Here is a 19,298-nt window from a genome sequence, read left to right on the forward strand (position 1 = left end):
GGATGGTAAGTCGGCTGACAGTCCAACTACAGATAATGAGGAATAATCACAAGCGTTTGGAAATACGAAACACCCTGCTGGCTTAATGTCGGTGGGGTGTTTTTTTGTTTACAGGGGTGCCCTTATGACAAACGTGGCTTTTCCACATGATTCGCAAAAAAAGATATTGACAACTGTTAATTACTGGACAAAAATAGTAAATGATTATAAAATACTGGAATTTCTATGCGAAGGGTGGCTATGGCATGAAGCATACACCTACGATTCGAGCAGAATTAGACAGATACCTACAACAAGAAGGATTGAGTCTAACACAATTTGGTCATATTGCGGATATGAATAGGGGAGCAGTAAGTGCTATCGTGACAGGAAACAAGCCTTTGTCTGTTAACCAACTGGATCGAATTACTGAGGCTATGGGTTTACCAGAAGGTCACTTTTATGACTTGTTCATAGAAAACTACATCATCGACCATCCTCCGAATATGAGGCGAATCGAGCCATTTTTGTTTCGCTGTGCGGAGTTGGACAAGTTGGATGCGATCCGTCGAGTGGTTGGAGCCATCATGGACAATCTACTGTATTCACCCAAGCTATTTGAAATTGCAGAAGAATTGTTGGCGCAGGGAAGACATGCGGCTGCATTGCTGCTCTATAAGGGGGTAGCTGAAGCGGAGAAATATCAACATTCAGAACGATTGGCAGTCTGTCAATATCGTATATTTACGATTCAAGTTGGAGACGATCAAAGCCGTAATCTTAGTGCAGCTACGATTTTTGAAGTTTTTGTTGAGCGCCTTGATGAAATAGACCAACTTGATGCTTTAAAGGATTTAGCGAACGTATACAGGTCTTTGCGTAAATGGGACAAGGTTGACGAAATGGCGAAGAAAATGAGAGCTAAAGCCGAAATCCAATATACACTGAAACATCAACAGAACAGTCGAGAACACACTGACTCTACTGATAAGCTAAGCCGTCCATTGTTTGTATACATTTCCTATGCTGACCTGTTGTGTGCTAGCGTCTGTGAAGCCCAAGGCGATTATCAACAAGCTCTAGACTATACATACACCTACGCTAATTTAGATTGGGTAATGGAGACTGACGAAGATACCCGGCACTGGATTAGCTTGTTCAAAAGTTGGGCAGAAGGTAATACTTACGTATATAAACTTTTATCAGGAGATATAAATGTGCTGCATGATTATGTTGAATATATTGTAGCCACATCAGCGACTAACGAAAACGAGAAGATATCAAAACTACTCAATGTTATAATTGCCGCAAACCAATATAGCATAGATGTAGACGAAATACTCAAACGATTTGAATCAGAGATTAATTCGTTTTCTGAACATCCTCTATCCGATGATATGTATACACAGCAAGTGATACCGGACTATATCGCGTGGTTTGGTTACGAGTTAGCTTATTATTATTTACATCGAGGCTCCTACAATGATGGTTTTAAACATTTGATGTATTCAACGGTAAGTTATCATACACTAAATAATGAGACTTATTTCATTAATTGTATGGGGCTATTTTTACATTTTCGGGATCATGCTGTTCCTGAAACCAAAGCTGGTTTTTTAAATCTTATTGAAAAGGTGTGGATGACTAATGTTGAAAAAAACGGTACTGCTGATTATTGCGGCTAGCTTTTTGTTATTTATTATAACTGTGCCGGATCAAGCCTTAAACCACCATAGTATCCAGCCTCAGGTTACCATTGGAGGAGCTTAAACATCAGTCCCGAAAATCCCCGCAAGCCTTAACTGGTCGGCGGGGATTTTTGTTTTATTAGACGATAAACTCCTTAACATCTGACTACGTAATAACCCCGACTGGTAGAGTGTCTTTCTTTTTACCTGAATGGCCCGGTCACAGAACGTATTTACACATATACTAAGGTGACGATAAATAAAGGAGGGCTAAGCAATGAGTGGATGTGCAGGTCCAGCTGTTTGCAATGTGTGGACTTCTACAGCGGCAATTTTGGTGCTCTATATCCTTTTGGTTATCATCCTTAAATCATGTTGGATTTAATTCTGTGAGAAAATGTATGAATCCCACATTAATCAATTTTCATCCGCGATTTGCCCGAAATCAGATTAGATAGTGAGCTCTGCTATCCTTATGGTCGGCAGGGCTTTTTATGCTCTACATAGACGGAGAGAGGTATTTTAGAGAGTATTAAAGTATCTGTCGCGTACTTGTTATCTCGGCTACTTTCTTCTACCAAATCTTCTACCGAAATACGGATATTTATACTACCTGCGGGAAGTTTATTTCTAATAGAGCGGGCTACAGAAGCCTTATTTCAACGCACTCGTAATGCGTAGGCCGGGGGTTCAATTCCCTTCACCAGCATAGCTATCATCTCAAGCACAGCGCGGCTTCCAAGCTTTTTGGAGGGCGCGCTTTTTTATGATTCTGGACAATCTTCTTTGTTTTTAGAAAATATGGAATTCTATGCGAAGGGTGGCTATGGCATGAAGTATACACCTACGATACGAGCAGAATTAGACAGATACTTAAAACAAGAGGGCACGAGTCTAACGCAATTCGGGCATATAGCAGGCATGAATAGGGGAATAGTAAGTGCTATTGTGACAGGGAATAAGTCTATGTCTGTTAACCAGATAGATCGCATTACTGAGGCCAGATAAATAGTTGTAAAATGACAAGACATGCTGATTTGGGTGCCAACATTTGGAAGCTTGTCTTGGTAAGTGTGAGACGTGTACTGGAAGCCCTAGTCGCTGTGAACGACCAGTCCGGTCACGTCTTTTTGCTTGGCAAAGGCTTTGGCGAACGTCTATACAATCAATTCGTTGTCGTTATGTTCGCTGAGTTGGTGGGCTACAATTTCATTGTTGAATTATCTTTAATCGCAGATAGATATACCCAGCAACCCCCTACACGATATTGCGTGATATCTGTGACCCATTTTTGATTAGGTTTTTGCGCCTTGAAATCCTGTTTTAGCAGGTTTTTCGCCACACGACCTTCCGTAGAAGAAGTTTCAACCGGTGCGTAAAATCAACATGCTCATGCCTACAGTAGCTGCTAACTATAAGCCCTTCTCTTCTTCTTCCGAATTAGCATGGTCAGGAAAAGGAGGACAGGTAGAGCAATCTGAAAGATAGGCCAGATTTGAATCAAAGCAACATTAAGACCGAACCACAAAAATTCGGTTAACCTTGGGGAGAGAAACGTAAGGCCGTATATGATAATGCTCAGCAACAGTAACGCAGGCTTATATCTAAAAGGGGTTATCGTTTGAAGTCCAATAACGGCACCAAACATAAAACCAGCTGTTTTGACTCCGATTCCAATAAATAGAATCATCGAAAACAGAACATCAGCTCTCTCGAATGTTTTTGGTAGCTGAATAAGTTGTGTAACCTCAAATAAGGGATAGGTGCTTGATGCTGCCCATTTCGGACCTAGAACGAGGATTGTTAGCTCATTCATTACAATAAGGAACACAGCAGTGATCCAGTAAACAATGACGATCGACCGCTGTAATTTACGTTTATCCGTGACAAGCTTGAACAGCACAAGAAAAAGAATCGTCTGACCGAAGGGAAAAGACATGATCTCGGGAATGGCAGCCTTCACTACGGGAGTTAAACCGTTCTCCAATACAGGAAACAAAAACTCAAAGTGAATGAGTCCCGTAAAAGGAGTAAGCAAGAGTAAAGTGCTGTAACCAAAAAAAAGCAGAAGAAAAAATATATGACATAGAAGGAACCAGACTCTCGGCCCAAACCATACCACATCGGCACAGGCAATTAATGCTATAAATGTAATAACTTCGGTAGGGGTTCTGTTCAGCAATGTCAATGCGCCGAGCTCACCCATGTCTCTGACATTCCTGGAAGCTTCATAAGCAAAGTAACTGATGAACAGAAGACCACCCAGACTACCAACCCATTTTCCCCAATAATGGCATAGGAGTTCATACAAATCCCGGTGTGGGTCAAGCTTATGCATGTATAAATACATGATTAGCAGGACGAAGCCTGCAAGTGCACCGATCAGCATGGCTAGCCATGCATCCTGCTTGGCTTTAGCTCCCAATAGGAATAATGTTGTACTGCCAACCTGAAACAAGGAGAAGGCGATAGCTAACCCGGATACCCTGGTGACGGTTTCCCTCATACTTTTTGAGTCCTTTCATACAAATTGGTTTAGGTTTGACTTCCGATACCCTTTTGTAGGAGTCCAGGACGCTTAATCCGTGCATCCACTCGAATGTCCAGTTCTATCCTCTTGAATTCCTGTTCCCAGTCTTTTTTCACTGTGTTCCACTCTTTTGGGAACCTCCGGTGAATCCGGTCAGCGAAACCAGTTGCATCTACCCCAAGTTCCTGAAGTTTAGCCCAGCCCTCATTTATCGTACTGGTCACTTCTTTTGCAATCTCTTCTTCCAAATCATGTATGGTCTTCATCTTGGAAATATCCTTAGTGCATGTTGTTTCACTTAAAGTCCCGTTAATTTTCACTCCAACCTGCATAGTGTAATGAGAACTCGTTTTTTGTGGTGTGATCTTCACATTAGTTGAGTTTACTAGCAGGGAAGAGTACATTTCCCTACTGGGTTGTTCGTCGCATGGGAACGAAACTTCAGTATTGCTAACCTTTTGAGACAGATAAGATACTCCCAGACTCTCTTTCTTGTTGAGAAATCCTTTAAGCTTTCCGTTTTGGAATATCGCCAATTTAGTCAATGCCAGTTTGAGCGGGGCCGAGGTTTTTTTGAAGACATCTAGACTCTCTGCTTCCTGCTCGTTCTGGTAGTCTCTTTCTCCGATCAACTCGGCGACAGGTACCCCGATGGATTTGGAATCCGAGTTCATGCTTAATACAAAATCATATATCCTGACTTTTGGAAACATCGATAACATATTACTCTCTTTGTCAACTAATTCAGCCATAGCGGCGCCTTGAAGTTTTTCAGGCGGCAACAATTTCTTTATTAGATCGGATGCTAATCCGTCCGTTACAATCATATTGACCATCTCCCTCGCTTCCGTATTACGAAGATAAAAATCGATTAAACGGTCCATTCCCTTCTCAGCCGCTCTTTTGCCGATAAATACAACACGATTATGTGCTACGTAAATTCGTCTTGATGTTTTTAAATTGCTGTACGATAACGCCTGGCTATAGGTTTTGGACTTTACAGAGAATACATGGAATGCTGGTTGAGAAGACCCTCCGGTTCCTCCTCCGGTACCACTTGCAAGGGCGGAGGGAACAATAAGCTGATAGGACACCATCCACTGTCCATCGTCCATCATATCTACTCCTGTAGCTGCAGTTACCCACAGCTCATTCAGTTCGACTCGGTTCCAGCAACCCGGCAAAATGAATAATATGACCAAGACCCAAATAAACCTGCCTAATTGAGACAAATCGATTCCTCCTTACGCCATGGGATCTCGGCCGTGTTCCCCCGCCTGTTCTGCAAATGATTCCTGTTCCGTTGCCTGCTTTACTGGATTGGAATCCCCAATCATTACAGGGCGCTTCTTCATCTTCCACCTAGGTACACGCACAAACAGGTCTTTCATATTGCTCTTATAGAAAGGTGCGAGCGGCATCATATAAGGAACGCCAAACGAATTCACAGATACTAATCGAACGAGGATGGGAACCAAGACTGACAAAACGCCGTATAACCCCAATAAACCTGCCATTAGCATAAGTCCAAATCTGAGCAAACGAACAGACCCAGCCATACTGAATGCAGGTAACACAAAGTTGCAGATGGCTGTGAATGATACCACAATGACCATAGCTGCGGAAACCAATCCCGCCTGAACGGCAGCTTGTCCAAGAACCAAAGCCCCAACGATAGAGATTGCAGGCCCTACGGCACGAGGCATTCGTACTCCTGCTTCACGGATGACTTCGAAGGTGAGCTCCATTATCATTGCCTCAAGTAGGGCTGGCAATGGTGTATTTTCTCTCTGTGCAGCTAAAGTGATGAGCATTGTTGTAGGTAGCATTTCCTGGTGAAATGTAGTTGTTGCAATAAAGAACGCGGGTAAAAGCAATGCCAAGAAAAAGGATGCCATCCGAACGATCCGAAGAAAAGATGCTAGATCATAACGTTGGTAGTAGTCCTCACTGGAAGAGATGAACCGAAAAAAGGTTACGGGAGCAATCAGGGCAAATGGGGTCCCATCAACCAATATCGCTACTTGCCCTTCAAGCAAGCTGCCTGCTACAGTATCCGGCCGCTCGGTGTTAACCATGGTTGGAAAGGGTGTCCATACCCCATCTTGAATAAATTCCTCGATATATCCACTTTCGAGAATACTATCAGTGTTAATGGAATCTAACCGTCTGGAGATTTCCTTAACCACCTCTGGATCTGCAATGCCTCGAACATAAGCTACCGATACCTTCGTCTGCGTGTATGATCCAATAATTCGAGAATCAAAGTGGAGTTCAGTTGATTTGATCCTTCTCCGGAGGAGTGCGATATTGGTGGAAATATCCTCGGTAAACCCTTCTTTAGGACCGCGAATTACTGTCTGCGATGTTGGCTCCTCAACAGCTCTTTTAGCCCCGCCGCTGATAGAAGCTGCAAAGGCCTTGGATCTGCCTTCGACGAGGAGAACTGCCTGTCCATAAAGAACGGCATCGATAAGTGATTGCTCATTTTCAAGGCAAGTGATACCCCCAATAGGGATAAGACTCATCAACCAACTTTCAGCATTACGATTAGAGAGATCTCCATTTCGAATACCTGCAGTGAGTTCCTCCAACAGTGTCGTTAAAATTTGTTGATCAATCAAACCTTGAAGAAAACCTACAGCGAGAACCGGATTGCCCTGTTCATCGTTCAAACAACGAAGGTTGAAATCCGTGCTATGTCCTATTTTCTGCTTCAGTAGGGTCATGTTGTCCTTAAGCGTGATACTCAGCTCTTCGGATAGCTCAGTCGATTTTTCGTCATTAACTGGCTCAAGGCTCGTGCCACTATTAGATCGTGAAGGCTGCTTAAATAGCCATTTTTTTAGCTTGTCAACCATAGCAATACAGTTCCCTTCTAGTTAGCGGTCAATTGTAATATGCTGCTATTCCACGATTTATATGTACTGTTCTTGTAAAAGATGGTTGCAACCCAATCCATTGCAACTATGATTACAATTGTGGAGGCCCCTGTTGCCTAACGACGTATTATAGTCTACAGGCTTATTCATACTGAAATATATTTTAAAATCCGCAGTATTAGAGCAACAGAAGTAATTTAAGATATAAGTTTAGAAAAAAGCAGACTGACTCTAGAAATTGAAACAGCGACAGCAAAGGACGGAGAAATCAAAGTCCTAGACTGTCGCTGTTTTCATTGAACTCACGCTTCTGTGCTTAGTGCAATCTAGACTGATGTAAATCTTGTTCATCCTAAGCCAACCAGGAGTTTAAAAAAGAGTATTTTCTTCGAGCAGTTGTGTTTCACGTAGATCTCTAGCCTTCCGAACAGAGGGCGAGTAAAAAACGTCACTATGCATATGCTGAATTTTATCCCAGTTGCCAGGATTGGTCGTGTCTGGAGAACGATGCTCCAGAATGGCCTGATATAGGGCCGTTTTTTGTTCCAAATGGGCAACGTGCTGTTTGGCTTCTTCGAGCTTAACGAGCGCCGCTTTCTTATGCTCCATCATGAGTGTGTAGCGTTGCGGAATGGTCGAATCCCCTTCGAGACAGAAATCGACGTACATTTTTATGACTCCAATCGGCATCCCGGATTGCTTGAGACATTTGACGCCATGTAACCAGTTGATCGATTCTTCGTCGAACATCCGAATGTTGTTTTGATTGCGCTGTACGCTTGGTACTAGGCCTTTATCCGTGTAAAAGCGTACAGCGTGCTCGGTGAGTCCCGTTATCTGGGCGGCTTCTTTGACTGTATACATGTGGAATCCTCCTTGGAAAAGTAAATTTTTTTGAAGACGGCTTGACTTCGTGTAACACGAAGGCGATAGGTTTATTGTAATGCAAGTCGACCGTAAGCGGAATCCCACTGAGGTGCCCGATTTCCCAGTTCCGCGGCCGTTTGCTTTACATTTGAACAATGGGAGGAATTACAATGCAAACCGTGACATTAAACAATGGTGTGAAAATGCCGATTATCGGCTTTGGTGTCTACCAAGTTCCAGAGGTTGAAGAATGCGAGAACGCCGTATATGAAGCGTTGATGGCTGGTTACCGCCTGATCGACACCGCCGCCGGTTATCTGAATGAGGAAGCGGTCGGTCGTGCGATCAAGCGCAGCGGCGTACCGCGTGAGCAACTGTTCATCACGACCAAGCTATGGGTTCAGGATGCCGGCTACGAGAGAGCCAAGCTCGCGTTTGCCAAATCCTTGAAGAAGCTGCAACTCGACTATCTCGATCTGTACCTTATTCACCAGCCGTTCGGCGATTACTACGGTGCTTGGCGTGCGATGGAAGACCTGTACCGGGAAGGCAAGATTAAGGCGATCGGTGTCAGCAACTTCCTACCCGACCGCCTTATGGACCTCATCGTTCATAACGAAATCGTGCCCGCCGTCAACCAGATCGAAACGCACCCGTTCTACCAGCAGACAGAGAGCGCAGCTTTTATGAAAGAGCAGAGAGTTCAACACCAGTCGTGGGCCCCGTTCGCTGAGGGACTTAACAACATGTTCAGAAACGAAGTGCTGGTCTCGATCGCAGAAAAACACAAAAAGTCCGTCGCTCAGGTCGTATTGCGCTGGCTTGTTCAGCGTGAAGTCGTTGTAATTCCAAAATCGGTGAGAAAAGAGCGGATCGTTGAAAACTTTGACATTTTTGATTTTGAGTTGAGCGCGGACGATATCGAACAAATTTCGACCCTCGATACGCGGGAAAGTCTTTTCTTATCGTACCGCGACCCGGAAGTCGCCAAGATGATGGGCAACTGGAGATTCGATCTGTAAACCTTGAATCGAACCGTAAACTGATCACGCGTTTATCCTCATCTATAAAGAAAGGACAGGGCGGTCACCCCTGTCCTTTCTTTACTTGGATTGACCCTTGGATTCGCTTTTCTGCTTTATAATGATGTCATCTTTGGCTTAATCATAATAAAACCTCCTATTAGAGCAATTAATTCTAGTCTGCTTATAATAGAGATTTAGACTGATTTATTCAACGAGCGTCTCTGTTAGCGCAATTCTCAGCTTGTGTTCGTGACTATTATTTTCCGGTTTTGTCAGTTGGAAGCTGGGACACACAAATATCTACGCGAAGTGCCGATTCGTAGGCCGGGGGTTCAATTCCCTTCATCAGTATCCTATGAAACTAAAGCACAGCGCGGCTTCCAAGCTTTTGGAGGTCGCCCTTTTTCGTTGGAGCGAGCATTTTTCTAACACTCTTAAATCTTATTGAAAAGGTGTGGATAAAAATGTTGGAAAAATCGGTACTGCTGCTTATTGTGGCTAGCTTTTTGTTTATGGTTAATGTGCCGAATCAAGCTTTTAACCACCATCATAGCATTCACTCTCAAGTTACCATTGGAGGATTTTAAAGCAAAAGCTCTGCTGACCTTATGGTTGGCAGAGCTTGTTCGTTACCGGAACTCCGTATTTGTTTTCGCAGCCCCTATCGTTAGATACGCTTAATTTATTTCATTATATCGTTCGACTGCCTTGCTTAGCTTATAATTGAAATTCTCAGGTGTGCCATCCGTAGTGTTCAGGAACTGGCCGTTCAGGTCAGAATCAGATACAGGTTCCTTCTTATTGATGCGTTCAATGACTTTCGAAGCAGCCGCTTTTGCCTCAGTGGCTGAATCAACATAGTTCCTGATACTGAAGCTGTTAATCCCTTCTTTTTGAACTCGATTCTTGTCTTTTGAGATGGTCATGAGCGCACTCAGATCTGCGGTCATAATGTCGTATTTGGCTTTAAACTTCGTCATATCAAGCTGCAGCACATTATCGGCGGTGATACCCTGCTCATCCATTTCAATGGCCGTAGCCTCGGCATCTATCATGAACTTCAAGGCATTATATCTGATCTGCTGGTCTGAATCCTTGAGTTTTTGCAGTTCAGCCAGACGCTGCTCGTTACCCAACTTTTGCATAGCCGTGAAGTATTGTTTGGAGACAGTCTCGTAAGCGAGATTGGCACTTACCAGCTTGGTATGCAGCTGTTTTCCTTTTGCGAAATCATCATCCACGTAGCCTTTTGTATCATAGTAGGCTTTCATCTCGTCCAGGACGGACAACAGATCATTGATGACCGGTGTCAGTTTGATCACTACGGGGTCTGCGTTCGCAAAAGCAGGTTGGCTTGCGGTATAGCCGTTCGCTTTATCAATAACTTCCCGCTCACTTTCAGCAACGCCGAGCATGATGAAGCTGAAGTTCTTCTCGATTACAGGCTGTGTATCAACTCCGAACTTCTCGAAATAATGAACCAGAACCTCATTGATTCTGCCTGTCATCAAGTTATTCAGCCTCACATACGCATTGTATTTTTCGATTTCTTTGCTCTCGCCGGACGTAACACCTGCAGACGCTTGATCCACGGTGGATGTAATGGCAGAACAAGCGGACAACATTGCACCTAACATGATAATGGCAATAAAGAATGATAGCTTTCTCAAAATAGTGATTCCTCCGACTGAGTAATTTAACGTGCTTTTCTTTTGTAAGATGTCTGAATAGAAGAGAGAACAACTGACCTCTTCTGGTCGATTAAATTCCCTCTTCGCCGCATATCAATGTTGATTGTGAACAATCTATTCAATTTTAAAATTATTTGGTGAATAGGTCTTGAGACTTGAGTAGCATAATTTTATAAATTTCTTTGTTGTTGACGATTGTTCTGCCAACTTCCTAAAAGCTTGTATTCCTCTAGTCTCAATGGTGATTTCCCCATTGGAAATATTCCTGAATATGATGTCCCTTATTTCTTTACTAACCATAATCGTACTCCTCTCCTTCACATAAAAGATGATACCTTTGTTTACCTAGACGAACTCATTCTCAGTACAGTTTTACTATATATTGGAATTATCCTGCCCGTTAGCTTAACGTCGCCGTTCAGACTAGTCTGCAACTTTTCGGCAGGCTGCTGTAATATGCCAATATGAAGGATCTGGGGATAAAGACAGGGAGGCGCACAGAGGACATAAAAATTAGGCTGCTTGCTTTAGAACAAGATAACTATATTTATGGGACGGATAATTCTACACTACGGGACTAGGTTATCATACACTAAATAATGAGACTTATTTTATAAACTGCTTGGGCTTGTTTTTACATTTTCGGGATTATACGGTTCCTGAAACCAAAGCAGCGTTTTTAAATTTTATCGAAAAGGTGTGGATGACCAATGTTGAAAAAAATGGTACTGCTAATCATCGCGGCTAGCTTTTTGTTTATTGTTACTGTGCCGGATCAAGCCTATAACCACCACAATAGTATTCAGCCTTACGTTACCATCGAAGGTGCTTAAACGTAAGCAAAGCAAATCCCCGCAAACCTTAACTGGTCGGCGGGGATTTTTGTTGAACAATCTAAGGAACGGTGTGTTGAAGAATCGTACAGGAAATTTAGGCTTTAACTGGTTCAGGTCTTTTTAATTGAAGAGGAGGAGGTATTAGCCAACCCTTTTCTTTGTTCATTTTTAGAATACGGACTCCCAAAGCAGTCTTAGTTAGATGATATTTCGCAAATAAAGCCCCGATGTCTTCTCTAATAGATTGACCCATAGCTTGGCTGCAAGATGTCAATCCCACAGAGGTATCTAATGCGATTTTAGCTGCAATTTCGGGATCAGTAAACCTTGCACCAACCGGGATATCTTCAAGTTTCACAGGGGGTCTTTCAGGCAAAATAGGAGCTGGGGCAATCCCATTATCAGTAAGCATTGCGTCGCATTCTTGGATTTCCAGTTTAGCTTGATCAATAAGATCATCCAGTATTTTTTTGAGCTCTTTGTCTCCTGCGTGGTTTAAACATGCTTGGTAAAATGAAACGCTGCCTTTCGCTAACGCTGAAAACTGCCACACACTATAAACTTCTCCGTAATGCATGGGCTCGTCTTTTGGATTCCCGCTTAGGATACCCATTATAAAAACCACTCCTTTTTTAATTTTAATGATGTACAAATTTATGATTCCCAGTAGTGAAGATTTAATGTGTGTATAAGAAATAAGTTCTACTGGGCATGCTAAATACATTAAAAAATTGATTGCAAACACAAATTTAAAGGAGTGATTTAGGTATGTTGAAAAAAATGAAGATAATGGTTGTTGTTGCATTAATGATTTCAAGCTTTGGAGCGGCAGTAGCATTTGCTGAAAACAGTCAAAACAATATGGGCACAAACGACAATGGTAGAACACAAATGCTAACTACTAATAATAATAATGATGACGATAATAATAATTGGGGGTGGCTTGGTTTGTTGGGGTTAGTTGGATTGGCAGGTTTAAAACGTCGCGAGCCTGAAAATCACAATAAAAGATAATCGTAAATACAACTCAAAAACAACTTAATAATCCCCGCTAACCATACTTGGCCGGAGGGGATTGTTTTTATTCGAACTATGTCTTCAGACGGAAAATAAAGATTAAGACACCACTTTTGAGCAAGTTTCTCTTTCGCGTTCAAAATATCAGCAACCTTTTGGTTTGACACTGTATTTCACCCATAATAAGACAGCCTGTTTTATTCCAAGCGTAAGAGAAGCAGATGAATGTGAAAAATAAATGGTTACTGGCGTTGCCGTTAACCTTGGCGTTCGTTTTTAGCATGACTCCGTTAGTAGTCGCGCAAGCGAAGGTAGGCGAGGAGAAGGATTCTGCTTGCCTAAGTTCCAAAAATGGCAACTGAAAGGCGATATGCAGAAGGTATGGATCGATCATACGATATGGACGAGAAGCTATATTGTGCGCCATATCTAATCGTCAAGATCAAAAGGACGTATTGGACCGGTTAGCGGACATCTTGACAGAAGGCATTGTCAAACAGTTTCCTTGAAAAATTTTAAGTGAGCGCTATAGACGCTGCCAAGCAGATTAGCTTTCTATAATCACCCCAAAGGGTGGTATAGAAAGCTTTTTTATCGGTTTAATGAATCGTTAATACAATTATGAATGCAGTTCGGCATGTCGAACCGAAATGCGTTCTCCCGCAAGCTCAATTTTATTGACTCTATTTCAACGTACTCGTAATGCGTAGGCCGAGGGTTCAATTCCCTTCACCAGCATTCTATGAAACTCAAGCACAGCGCGGCTACCAAGCTTTTGGAGACCGTGCTTTTTGTTGGAATGGGTATTATTAAACGATTAATCGAATTAGAGTAAGAGTTTGAAGATTTCACTTTAAGTAAACTTAAAAACCAGGGTAGTTCATGAACAAGAAAATTTATAATAATCCTATTTTATTTCAATAATTTTAAAAAAGAGGAAATTATATTATCGGTTCAACAAGTTCTTTTTAGTAGAACCTTTTTTACCAAGAAGCCGCCTCGCAATGTATTCCAATACATATACTTAGAACATGATTATATGAAGAACTAGTTATCGAGAAAAATAGGGAAGTTCGCTTTTATGTAAAATAATATTTTCTTAATTTAAAACGTAGAATGGAGGGAACTTCTTGTGCCACGAGCTTCAGTTATACTGCCAGTTTATAATACTGTGGCTTTTATTTGGGAAGCAATCCACAGTATTTTAGTTCAAACCTACTCCGATTTTGAATTAATTATTATTGATGATGGCTCAACAGATGGATCTGCTTTTCTATTTCACAGATAACAGATCCTAGAGTGGTTAAAATCTTTCATAGTACCAATCAAGGTTTGGTCGCTACTTTAAACGAGGGATTCAATAGAGCAACTGGTGAATATATCGTTCGTATGGATAGCGATGATATTTCTACGCCAGATCGATTGGATGTGCAAATATCATTTATGGATCAAAACCCCTTAATTGATGTATGCGGTGCTGCTTTTACTACATCTAGTGGAGGGGCACTTAAGGTGAATCCGGCTAGTCATGAAGAAATTAAAACATGGTTGTTATTTCATTGCTGTATCTGCCATCCTGCTACAATAATACGCAATAGCATGATACATCGGCTAAACATTCAATATGATAGTAGTTATCCTCATGCCGAAGACTACGAACTGGTTGGAACCGATTAGCCTCTCAGGTACAAATAGCGAACCTCCCCATAAACTTATTGTTTTATCGTCAACATAAAGGACAAGTGTCCATTCAGCACAGAGCAATACAAGACGACACCGCTCGGAGAATTCGGCAAAGACAGTTTAGCCAGTTGGGCTTGGAATTATCAGATGAAGAGAATCAGATTATGCTGGATATTCTTGAGTTTAAAATTAATCCCTATGATTATAATTGCTACATTAAAGCAGTAGGATTTGCGAATTGGGTGTTGGATCAAAACTGTAAGTATCAGATTTACAATCAGGAACTATTAAGCATGGCTTTTTCACGGTGTATATCTCATCTTCCATATTAACAAAGATATCAGCAAGCGATCGGAAAGTATCCTAATATCCCGCTGGCATAAGTAAATGGGGTGTTTATATGTTTACCTGAATGCCCGGTCATAGAACGTATTTACACATATATTAAGATGACGACAAATAAAGGAGGGCTAAAGCTATGAGCGGATGTGCAGGTGCAGCTGTTTGCGGTGTATGGACTTCTACAGCGGCCATTTTGGTGCTCTATATTCTCTTGGTTATCATCCTTAAATCTTGTTGGGTTTAATTTTGTGAAAAGAATTGTATGATTATGACCCATCCATCAAGTTCAACGACTTTTTTTCATAATCTGCCCGAATTTAGATTAGATAAAAAGCTCTGCTAACCTTAGGGCTATCTGTTTATTTAAGCCGAGTTTACGGGCCGCATTTCAAATGTTCTATCCCCCCTGCTATAGAGGGCCGACCCTATTCCAACGCACTCGTAATGCGTAGGCTGGGGAGGGGAATGCAAACAATTTGCCCTTTAGTGAATATAAAAAAAGGACTCTTCGGGCATTTATCCAGATAGAGTCCTTCTTGTTGTTTATTTCGTTGAATACTCGTTAAAGATAAGGGCTTACTTGATTAAAATTTATTGATTTTCCTTCGTGAGAAAAGAGGCTGCTAACAGTGTAGTATTCGTATAGCCACCTGAAACATTTTCATATGAAAAATTAGCGATAGGAACTCCAATAACTGTAGCAACGTCTCCTTCAAAAATTTCTCCACTTGCTCCCGGATAAACTGCCATTACTGTATTATCATTTTCATCACTAATATAAACGATAGCCGTTGTCCCTATAGGAATGTTATCTTCTTCTATATCTATTACATCCCCGCTTATTTTTACAAAGTTGTTTAAGTATAAGTTCAAATTTTTATTTAAGTGTTTTGTTGTTACGGATTTGTCTACTAGATTAATGACTTTGCTTTTATCTGTGGAAGGAAATAAGTCACTGTTTTTAGCAATGAAGTCATAAGAGGTTTGTTCCATAGAAGCTTGATCTTCTGTTAACACGGGTGTTCCATCTTTCAAGAATTCAGCAAATAAATATTCTTTATCTGTGACCTCATTTGTAGAAGCTTGCTGGGCAGTACTTTCATTGCTTGCTGTTTGTTTAGTAGCAAAGGATGTACTTGAAGACCCAGACCTTGTCGTTGTTTCCTTAAAATTGCTTCCACAAGCTGTTAAAGCTACAGAAAGTAGAGCAATAGATAAAACTTTTTTTAACATGACGAATTCTCCTGTGTATCCTCATCGGTTGAGGTAGTTGCTCATTTTATCTTGTTACCTTTATTATCGAATATTAATGTTGAATATATAATACTTTTAAGTTTTAACAACAAGGATATAAACAGTGGCTCAATCTTTTCTAAAGGTATTTTTTTTAGTATACGATATCGGATGCACTGTATTGTTAGAAATTGTATAAATGACTCATTCTATCAAATTAGGCAACGTCGCAAAGACGGGGGCTAATCCCCTTCGATAGTATCTAAAAAACTCAAGCAAAGCGCGGTCTATACGCTTTTGGAGACCGTTTTTTTTGTATAAAAATGGAGAGTGTTATGGTATTTAAAAAAATAAATATTTTATATTTTTGGTTTGTGCTAATATATCTCTATTCAATTACAACTAGAAAAGAGGATATTGTGTGCACCATGACAAGGAATTAAAGCTTGCAGAAACAAATATTGCAAAAGGTATTGCTGTAATACTACTTTTGATCCATCACCTCTTCGCTTTTCCTGATAGATTAAAGTATGACTATGTTTCATTATTTAGTTTATTTCATGAAAGAGGGGAATTTTATTTAGGACATTTTGGTCAAATAGCAATATCTATTTTTTTGTTTCTAAGTGGTTATGGATTATATAAGAGCAATGTTCAAAATCCACATCATTTAATGCAGAAAAGCTTTACAAGATTAAGCAAAATAATGATAAATTACTGGGTTGTTTTTTTGCTTTTTATCCCAGCTGGTCTATACTTCTTTGGAAATTCTGATAGATTTCAACATAATTCAATAATGGATTTTTTGCGGAATTTTATAGCCCTATCCAGTTCATATAATGGTGAGTGGTGGTTTTTATATGATTATATTCTGTTGCTATTAATTTTTCCGGTCACCTTTCAAGCCTTTCAACGTAACGCATGGGTAACTCTACTCATTTCCGGTCTTGTTTTTTATAATTCATATTCACAAGGAAATTATTACAGTATTATGTATTGGCAGTTGCCGTTTATGATAGGGTTGTTCTTTGCTAAATATAATTTGTATTCATGGATGAGTAAGATTTATAATTCCATCATATTTAATAACATACTGTTTGATATTATAATAATTGTAGTGTTATTTCGCTTTCGTACCACGAGTCAACTATTTGAGAAGACAACAATTGATATGATTATTGCCCCTTTATTTATCCTCGTTAGTATTCATTTAATGAATAAATTAAAACTAACCAGACCTTTTGCTTACTTAGGTAAAAATTCAATGAATATTTGGTTAACCCACACTTTTTTTTGTTATTATTATTTTCAGAGTATTGTTTTCTTCCCCAAGGTATCTATCTTGATCTTGTTGTGGCTAACGTTGTTAACGGTACTTACTTCAATTGTAGTTAACAGCATCATTAGTCTCATTAATACCAAAGTGTATACAAAAAATATTGATCTCAATCCAAACAAAGTAGGGGGCCAAGTGTAAAGTCTTACTATCTGTTTGGAAAAGACTACTGAATTGTACTTCACGGTCACTCATTCGAGAGTATTTTATTAAACTTAAGCACAGCTTCCAGGCTTTTTGGAAGCCGTGCTTTTTTTATTGAAACAAACGATTTGCAAACCTTTAGTCTAGAAATAATGTATCGTCCAGTACAGCAATTTGGGCGTGATCTCGAGATTACAGTAAATGTAAAGAAGGACTTCATCGGCATGTTAGCCGACATGAAGCCCTTCATATGTTTATTTAGTTGAATATTCGCTTACTTCAAATGTGAGAATTTTGTTGAAGATTACGTAGTCTTTGCGATTGCTGAATGGACCTTTGTTGTTATTGTGCTTGTCAATGGCAAAGAAAGAGGCACCTCTACCAGCATCTTTAGCGTCATACCAAGCGATGAAGGCATTGAGTTCTTTTTTACTCAGATCGAATTCTTTATCAAATCCATTGTCCATCGTTACAGTCAGAATGGCGCGATCACCAGTTGGTTGGGAGGCCCCATCTGTATCTGACGGATCAGGTGTTGTAGAAGGATCCGGCGTAGTAGAAGGATCAGGCTTTGTAGATGGATCCGGCTTTGTAGATGGGTCTGGTGTTGTAGGTGGAGCAACTGGGTTAGTATTATACATTTCAAAAGCTCCAAGAGTCAGAATATTTTGCCCATTATTCATTGATACATTTAGACGATACTTTATATATTCTTTTGTGTTACTAAATGTAAATTCTTTTTTTACAGGTTGGTCCCAATTACTTTGATTTTTTTGTGTATCAAGAATGATCCATGATGTTCCATCCCAGCCTTCAAAAGTCCAATCTTTTGGAGATTCGGCTTTGTAATAATTGCCTCCACGAGCTTGTAATACATATTTGTTTACAACAACTGGTTTCTCGAATTGGTAACCAATCCATCCAGGGATGCCATTTGCAGCTGTAGACCATCCGTTATCATTAATGAATTGATCAAAAACGGTCCATGGTTGATGACTATCACTATAACTACTGCTAGCACTAGCGATTCCAGAGGGAATGTTGTTCCCTGACATTTTTGGGATTAAGTTAACATCACTTGAGCTAGCAAAAGAAGAACTTGCAAACACAGATGCTAATAAAAAGATAGATAATAGCGAGAAAAATATTTTTTTCATGTTAAATCCCCTTTTGTTTTATTTGCTCATTAAACATACAAAAGCCAAAAAGGATTGTCTAAACATTAATTACTATATATATAAATAAAGGGTTAATTTAGGTTTTGAATTTTTGAGATAATGATCGGATACTTTGAGATAGAAGGGCTTAACGAATTATATGGAGATTATTTATTCTCAAATGGTGTCTTTTAGCTATTATTTTTCTGGTGATTCTGTTTTGTTCGAGGGTATATTTAATGATCTTCAATAACGAAGGTTCCTACAATAATATTATACGAGCAATTCGCGTCCAGTTTAGTTGTGGGAGTATCTAATTTAATTGTTTTTGTATCACTATTTGCTAAGTAAGAACACGTGTTTGGGATTTATTTCTATTGTTTTAGTAAACGATGGATTCAGCTTAAAGTTTATTTTACTATCGACAAAATGTCCTTTTCGATAATAATAGAAGCTTTGTCCCAACGTAAAAAGGACCCTCAGCATCTGCGGTCCTTTTTGGGTTATTCAGTACTTTCCTTGGCATTTGATATGTAATCAATTTCAATAATGTCCCCGATATTTGTAATTTCAAGTACCTCAATAATCTTTGCCAGATGGTCTTTATTCAAAACACTACGGGAGCCACGGACAATTTCACTAATGGTACTTGGGCGTAGCCCTGTTAACTGAGATAAAGTCCCTTGTGTCATTCCTTTTGACTCCAGAATCTTTCCAAGCTTGACCACGATTATAGCTTTTTTTGACATATAACCGACCGTTCCTTCCCCTTGATTCTTGCTTAGTTATGCTTGTGTTGATTTTAAGTGAAACTAAAAGATAACGCAAAAAGATGTTGACAATAACGTTATATGGTTATATTATGAATAACGAAATAACGTTAAACTG

General features: G+C 40.2%; 18 protein-coding genes and 4 pseudogenes. 13 read left to right on the forward strand and 9 right to left on the reverse strand.

Annotated features, from left to right (window positions below):
- Positions 1 to 245: 245 nt before the first annotated feature.
- The 4 genes and pseudogenes from MHI21_RS02675 to MHI21_RS02690 all read left to right on the forward strand — a co-directional run bounded on the left by MHI21_RS02675 (position 246) and on the right by MHI21_RS02690 (position 2,962).
- The gene (locus MHI21_RS02675) at positions 246 to 1,664 is read left to right on the forward strand and encodes a transcriptional regulator (RefSeq protein WP_342419379.1); all 1,419 of its coding nucleotides are present in this window, start codon (positions 246 to 248) and stop codon (positions 1,662 to 1,664) included.
- 280 nt (positions 1,665 to 1,944) lie between these two features.
- Positions 1,945 to 2,052: a YjcZ family sporulation protein gene (locus tag MHI21_RS02680; RefSeq protein WP_226887801.1), complete on the forward strand. Its 108-nt coding sequence runs from the start codon at positions 1,945 to 1,947 to the stop codon at positions 2,050 to 2,052.
- A gap of 446 nt (positions 2,053 to 2,498) precedes the next feature.
- Positions 2,499 to 2,669: pseudogene (locus MHI21_RS02685) on the forward strand (transcriptional regulator); the annotation flags it as partial.
- A 62-nt stretch (positions 2,670 to 2,731) separates the two neighbouring features.
- Positions 2,732 to 2,962 (forward strand): hypothetical protein, encoded by a 231-nt coding sequence (locus tag MHI21_RS02690; protein WP_342419380.1) that lies wholly within the window; start codon positions 2,732 to 2,734, stop codon positions 2,960 to 2,962.
- Positions 2,963 to 3,075: 113 nt separating this feature from the next.
- Here the strand turns inward: MHI21_RS02690 and MHI21_RS02695 are convergent, their stop codons facing one another.
- The 4 genes from MHI21_RS02695 to MHI21_RS02710 form a co-directional block, all read right to left on the reverse strand.
- A complete protein-coding gene (locus MHI21_RS02695; RefSeq protein ID WP_342419381.1) occupies positions 3,076 to 4,173 on the reverse strand; it encodes an endospore germination permease in 1,098 nt (365 codons plus the stop codon).
- Positions 4,174 to 4,202: 29 nt separating this feature from the next.
- A complete protein-coding gene (locus MHI21_RS02700) occupies positions 4,203 to 5,429 on the reverse strand; it encodes a Ger(x)C family spore germination protein (RefSeq protein ID WP_342419382.1) in 1,227 nt (408 codons plus the stop codon).
- Between the two features lie 12 nt (positions 5,430 to 5,441).
- A complete protein-coding gene (locus tag MHI21_RS02705; protein ID WP_342419383.1) occupies positions 5,442 to 7,058 on the reverse strand; it encodes a spore germination protein in 1,617 nt (538 codons plus the stop codon).
- Positions 7,059 to 7,448: 390 nt separating this feature from the next.
- On the reverse strand, positions 7,449 to 7,943 hold the full coding sequence (locus tag MHI21_RS02710; protein ID WP_061830029.1) for a MerR family transcriptional regulator: 495 nt from the start codon (positions 7,941 to 7,943) through the stop codon (positions 7,449 to 7,451).
- A 173-nt stretch (positions 7,944 to 8,116) separates the two neighbouring features.
- On the opposite strand from MHI21_RS02710, the gene MHI21_RS02715 reads away from it, so the two are divergent.
- Entirely contained in the window at positions 8,117 to 8,968 is an 852-nt protein-coding gene (locus MHI21_RS02715; RefSeq protein WP_342419384.1) for an aldo/keto reductase, read from the forward strand.
- 467 nt (positions 8,969 to 9,435) lie between these two features.
- Entirely contained in the window at positions 9,436 to 9,558 is a 123-nt protein-coding gene (locus MHI21_RS02720) for a hypothetical protein (RefSeq protein WP_342419385.1), read from the forward strand.
- A 90-nt stretch (positions 9,559 to 9,648) separates the two neighbouring features.
- Here the strand turns inward: MHI21_RS02720 and MHI21_RS02725 are convergent, their stop codons facing one another.
- Positions 9,649 to 10,641 (reverse strand): YiiG family protein, encoded by a 993-nt coding sequence (locus tag MHI21_RS02725; protein WP_342419386.1) that lies wholly within the window; start codon positions 10,639 to 10,641, stop codon positions 9,649 to 9,651.
- Positions 10,642 to 11,245: 604 nt separating this feature from the next.
- Here MHI21_RS02725 and MHI21_RS02730 point away from each other — a divergent pair.
- Together MHI21_RS02730 and MHI21_RS02735 are read left to right on the forward strand one after the other, a co-directional pair.
- Positions 11,246 to 11,410 (forward strand): annotated as a pseudogene (locus MHI21_RS02730) (transcriptional regulator); the annotation flags it as partial.
- Positions 11,373 to 11,495, forward strand: coding sequence for a hypothetical protein (locus MHI21_RS02735; protein ID WP_341162412.1), 123 nt, complete (start codon positions 11,373 to 11,375; stop codon positions 11,493 to 11,495). The pseudogene MHI21_RS02730 and the gene MHI21_RS02735, both read left to right, overlap by 38 nt.
- A 97-nt stretch (positions 11,496 to 11,592) precedes the next feature.
- On the opposite strand, the gene MHI21_RS02740 is transcribed toward MHI21_RS02735, so the two are convergent.
- Entirely contained in the window at positions 11,593 to 12,111 is a 519-nt protein-coding gene (locus tag MHI21_RS02740; RefSeq protein WP_029516021.1) for a DUF3231 family protein, read from the reverse strand.
- A gap of 155 nt (positions 12,112 to 12,266) precedes the next feature.
- On the opposite strand from MHI21_RS02740, the gene MHI21_RS02745 reads away from it, so the two are divergent.
- The 4 genes and pseudogenes from MHI21_RS02745 to MHI21_RS02760 all read left to right on the forward strand — a co-directional run bounded on the left by MHI21_RS02745 (position 12,267) and on the right by MHI21_RS02760 (position 14,784).
- The gene (locus MHI21_RS02745) at positions 12,267 to 12,512 is read left to right on the forward strand and encodes a WGxxGxxG family protein (RefSeq protein WP_341162411.1); all 246 of its coding nucleotides are present in this window, start codon (positions 12,267 to 12,269) and stop codon (positions 12,510 to 12,512) included.
- 230 nt (positions 12,513 to 12,742) lie between these two features.
- A pseudogene (locus MHI21_RS02750) lies at positions 12,743 to 12,979 on the forward strand (glycosyltransferase); the annotation flags it as partial.
- Positions 12,980 to 13,647: 668 nt separating this feature from the next.
- Positions 13,648 to 14,530, forward strand: a pseudogene (locus tag MHI21_RS02755) (glycosyltransferase).
- 146 nt (positions 14,531 to 14,676) lie between these two features.
- A complete protein-coding gene (locus MHI21_RS02760) occupies positions 14,677 to 14,784 on the forward strand; it encodes a hypothetical protein (RefSeq protein WP_023986758.1) in 108 nt (35 codons plus the stop codon).
- A 347-nt stretch (positions 14,785 to 15,131) separates the two neighbouring features.
- Here MHI21_RS02760 and MHI21_RS02765 read toward each other — a convergent pair whose 3' ends face one another.
- On the reverse strand, positions 15,132 to 15,773 hold the full coding sequence (locus MHI21_RS02765) for a hypothetical protein (RefSeq protein WP_342419387.1): 642 nt from the start codon (positions 15,771 to 15,773) through the stop codon (positions 15,132 to 15,134).
- Positions 15,774 to 16,194: 421 nt separating this feature from the next.
- On the opposite strand from MHI21_RS02765, the gene MHI21_RS02770 reads away from it, so the two are divergent.
- Positions 16,195 to 17,250 carry an acyltransferase family protein gene (locus MHI21_RS02770; protein ID WP_341162409.1) on the forward strand — a complete coding sequence of 352 codons (1,056 nt, stop codon included), beginning with the start codon at positions 16,195 to 16,197 and terminating at the stop codon, positions 17,248 to 17,250.
- 257 nt (positions 17,251 to 17,507) lie between these two features.
- On the opposite strand, the gene MHI21_RS02775 is transcribed toward MHI21_RS02770, so the two are convergent.
- Together MHI21_RS02775 and MHI21_RS02780 are read right to left on the reverse strand one after the other, a co-directional pair.
- On the reverse strand, positions 17,508 to 18,410 hold the full coding sequence (locus MHI21_RS02775) for a discoidin domain-containing protein (RefSeq protein ID WP_342419388.1): 903 nt from the start codon (positions 18,408 to 18,410) through the stop codon (positions 17,508 to 17,510).
- Positions 18,411 to 18,913: 503 nt separating this feature from the next.
- Complete coding sequence (locus MHI21_RS02780) at positions 18,914 to 19,159, reverse strand: helix-turn-helix transcriptional regulator (RefSeq protein WP_061830021.1); 246 nt, start codon at positions 19,157 to 19,159, stop codon at positions 18,914 to 18,916.
- Positions 19,160 to 19,298: the final 139 nt, after the last annotated feature.

The sequence above is a fragment of the Paenibacillus sp. FSL H8-0168 genome, assembly GCF_038592955.1.
In the GTDB taxonomy this organism is placed as follows: domain Bacteria; phylum Bacillota; class Bacilli; order Paenibacillales; family Paenibacillaceae; genus Paenibacillus; species Paenibacillus polymyxa_B.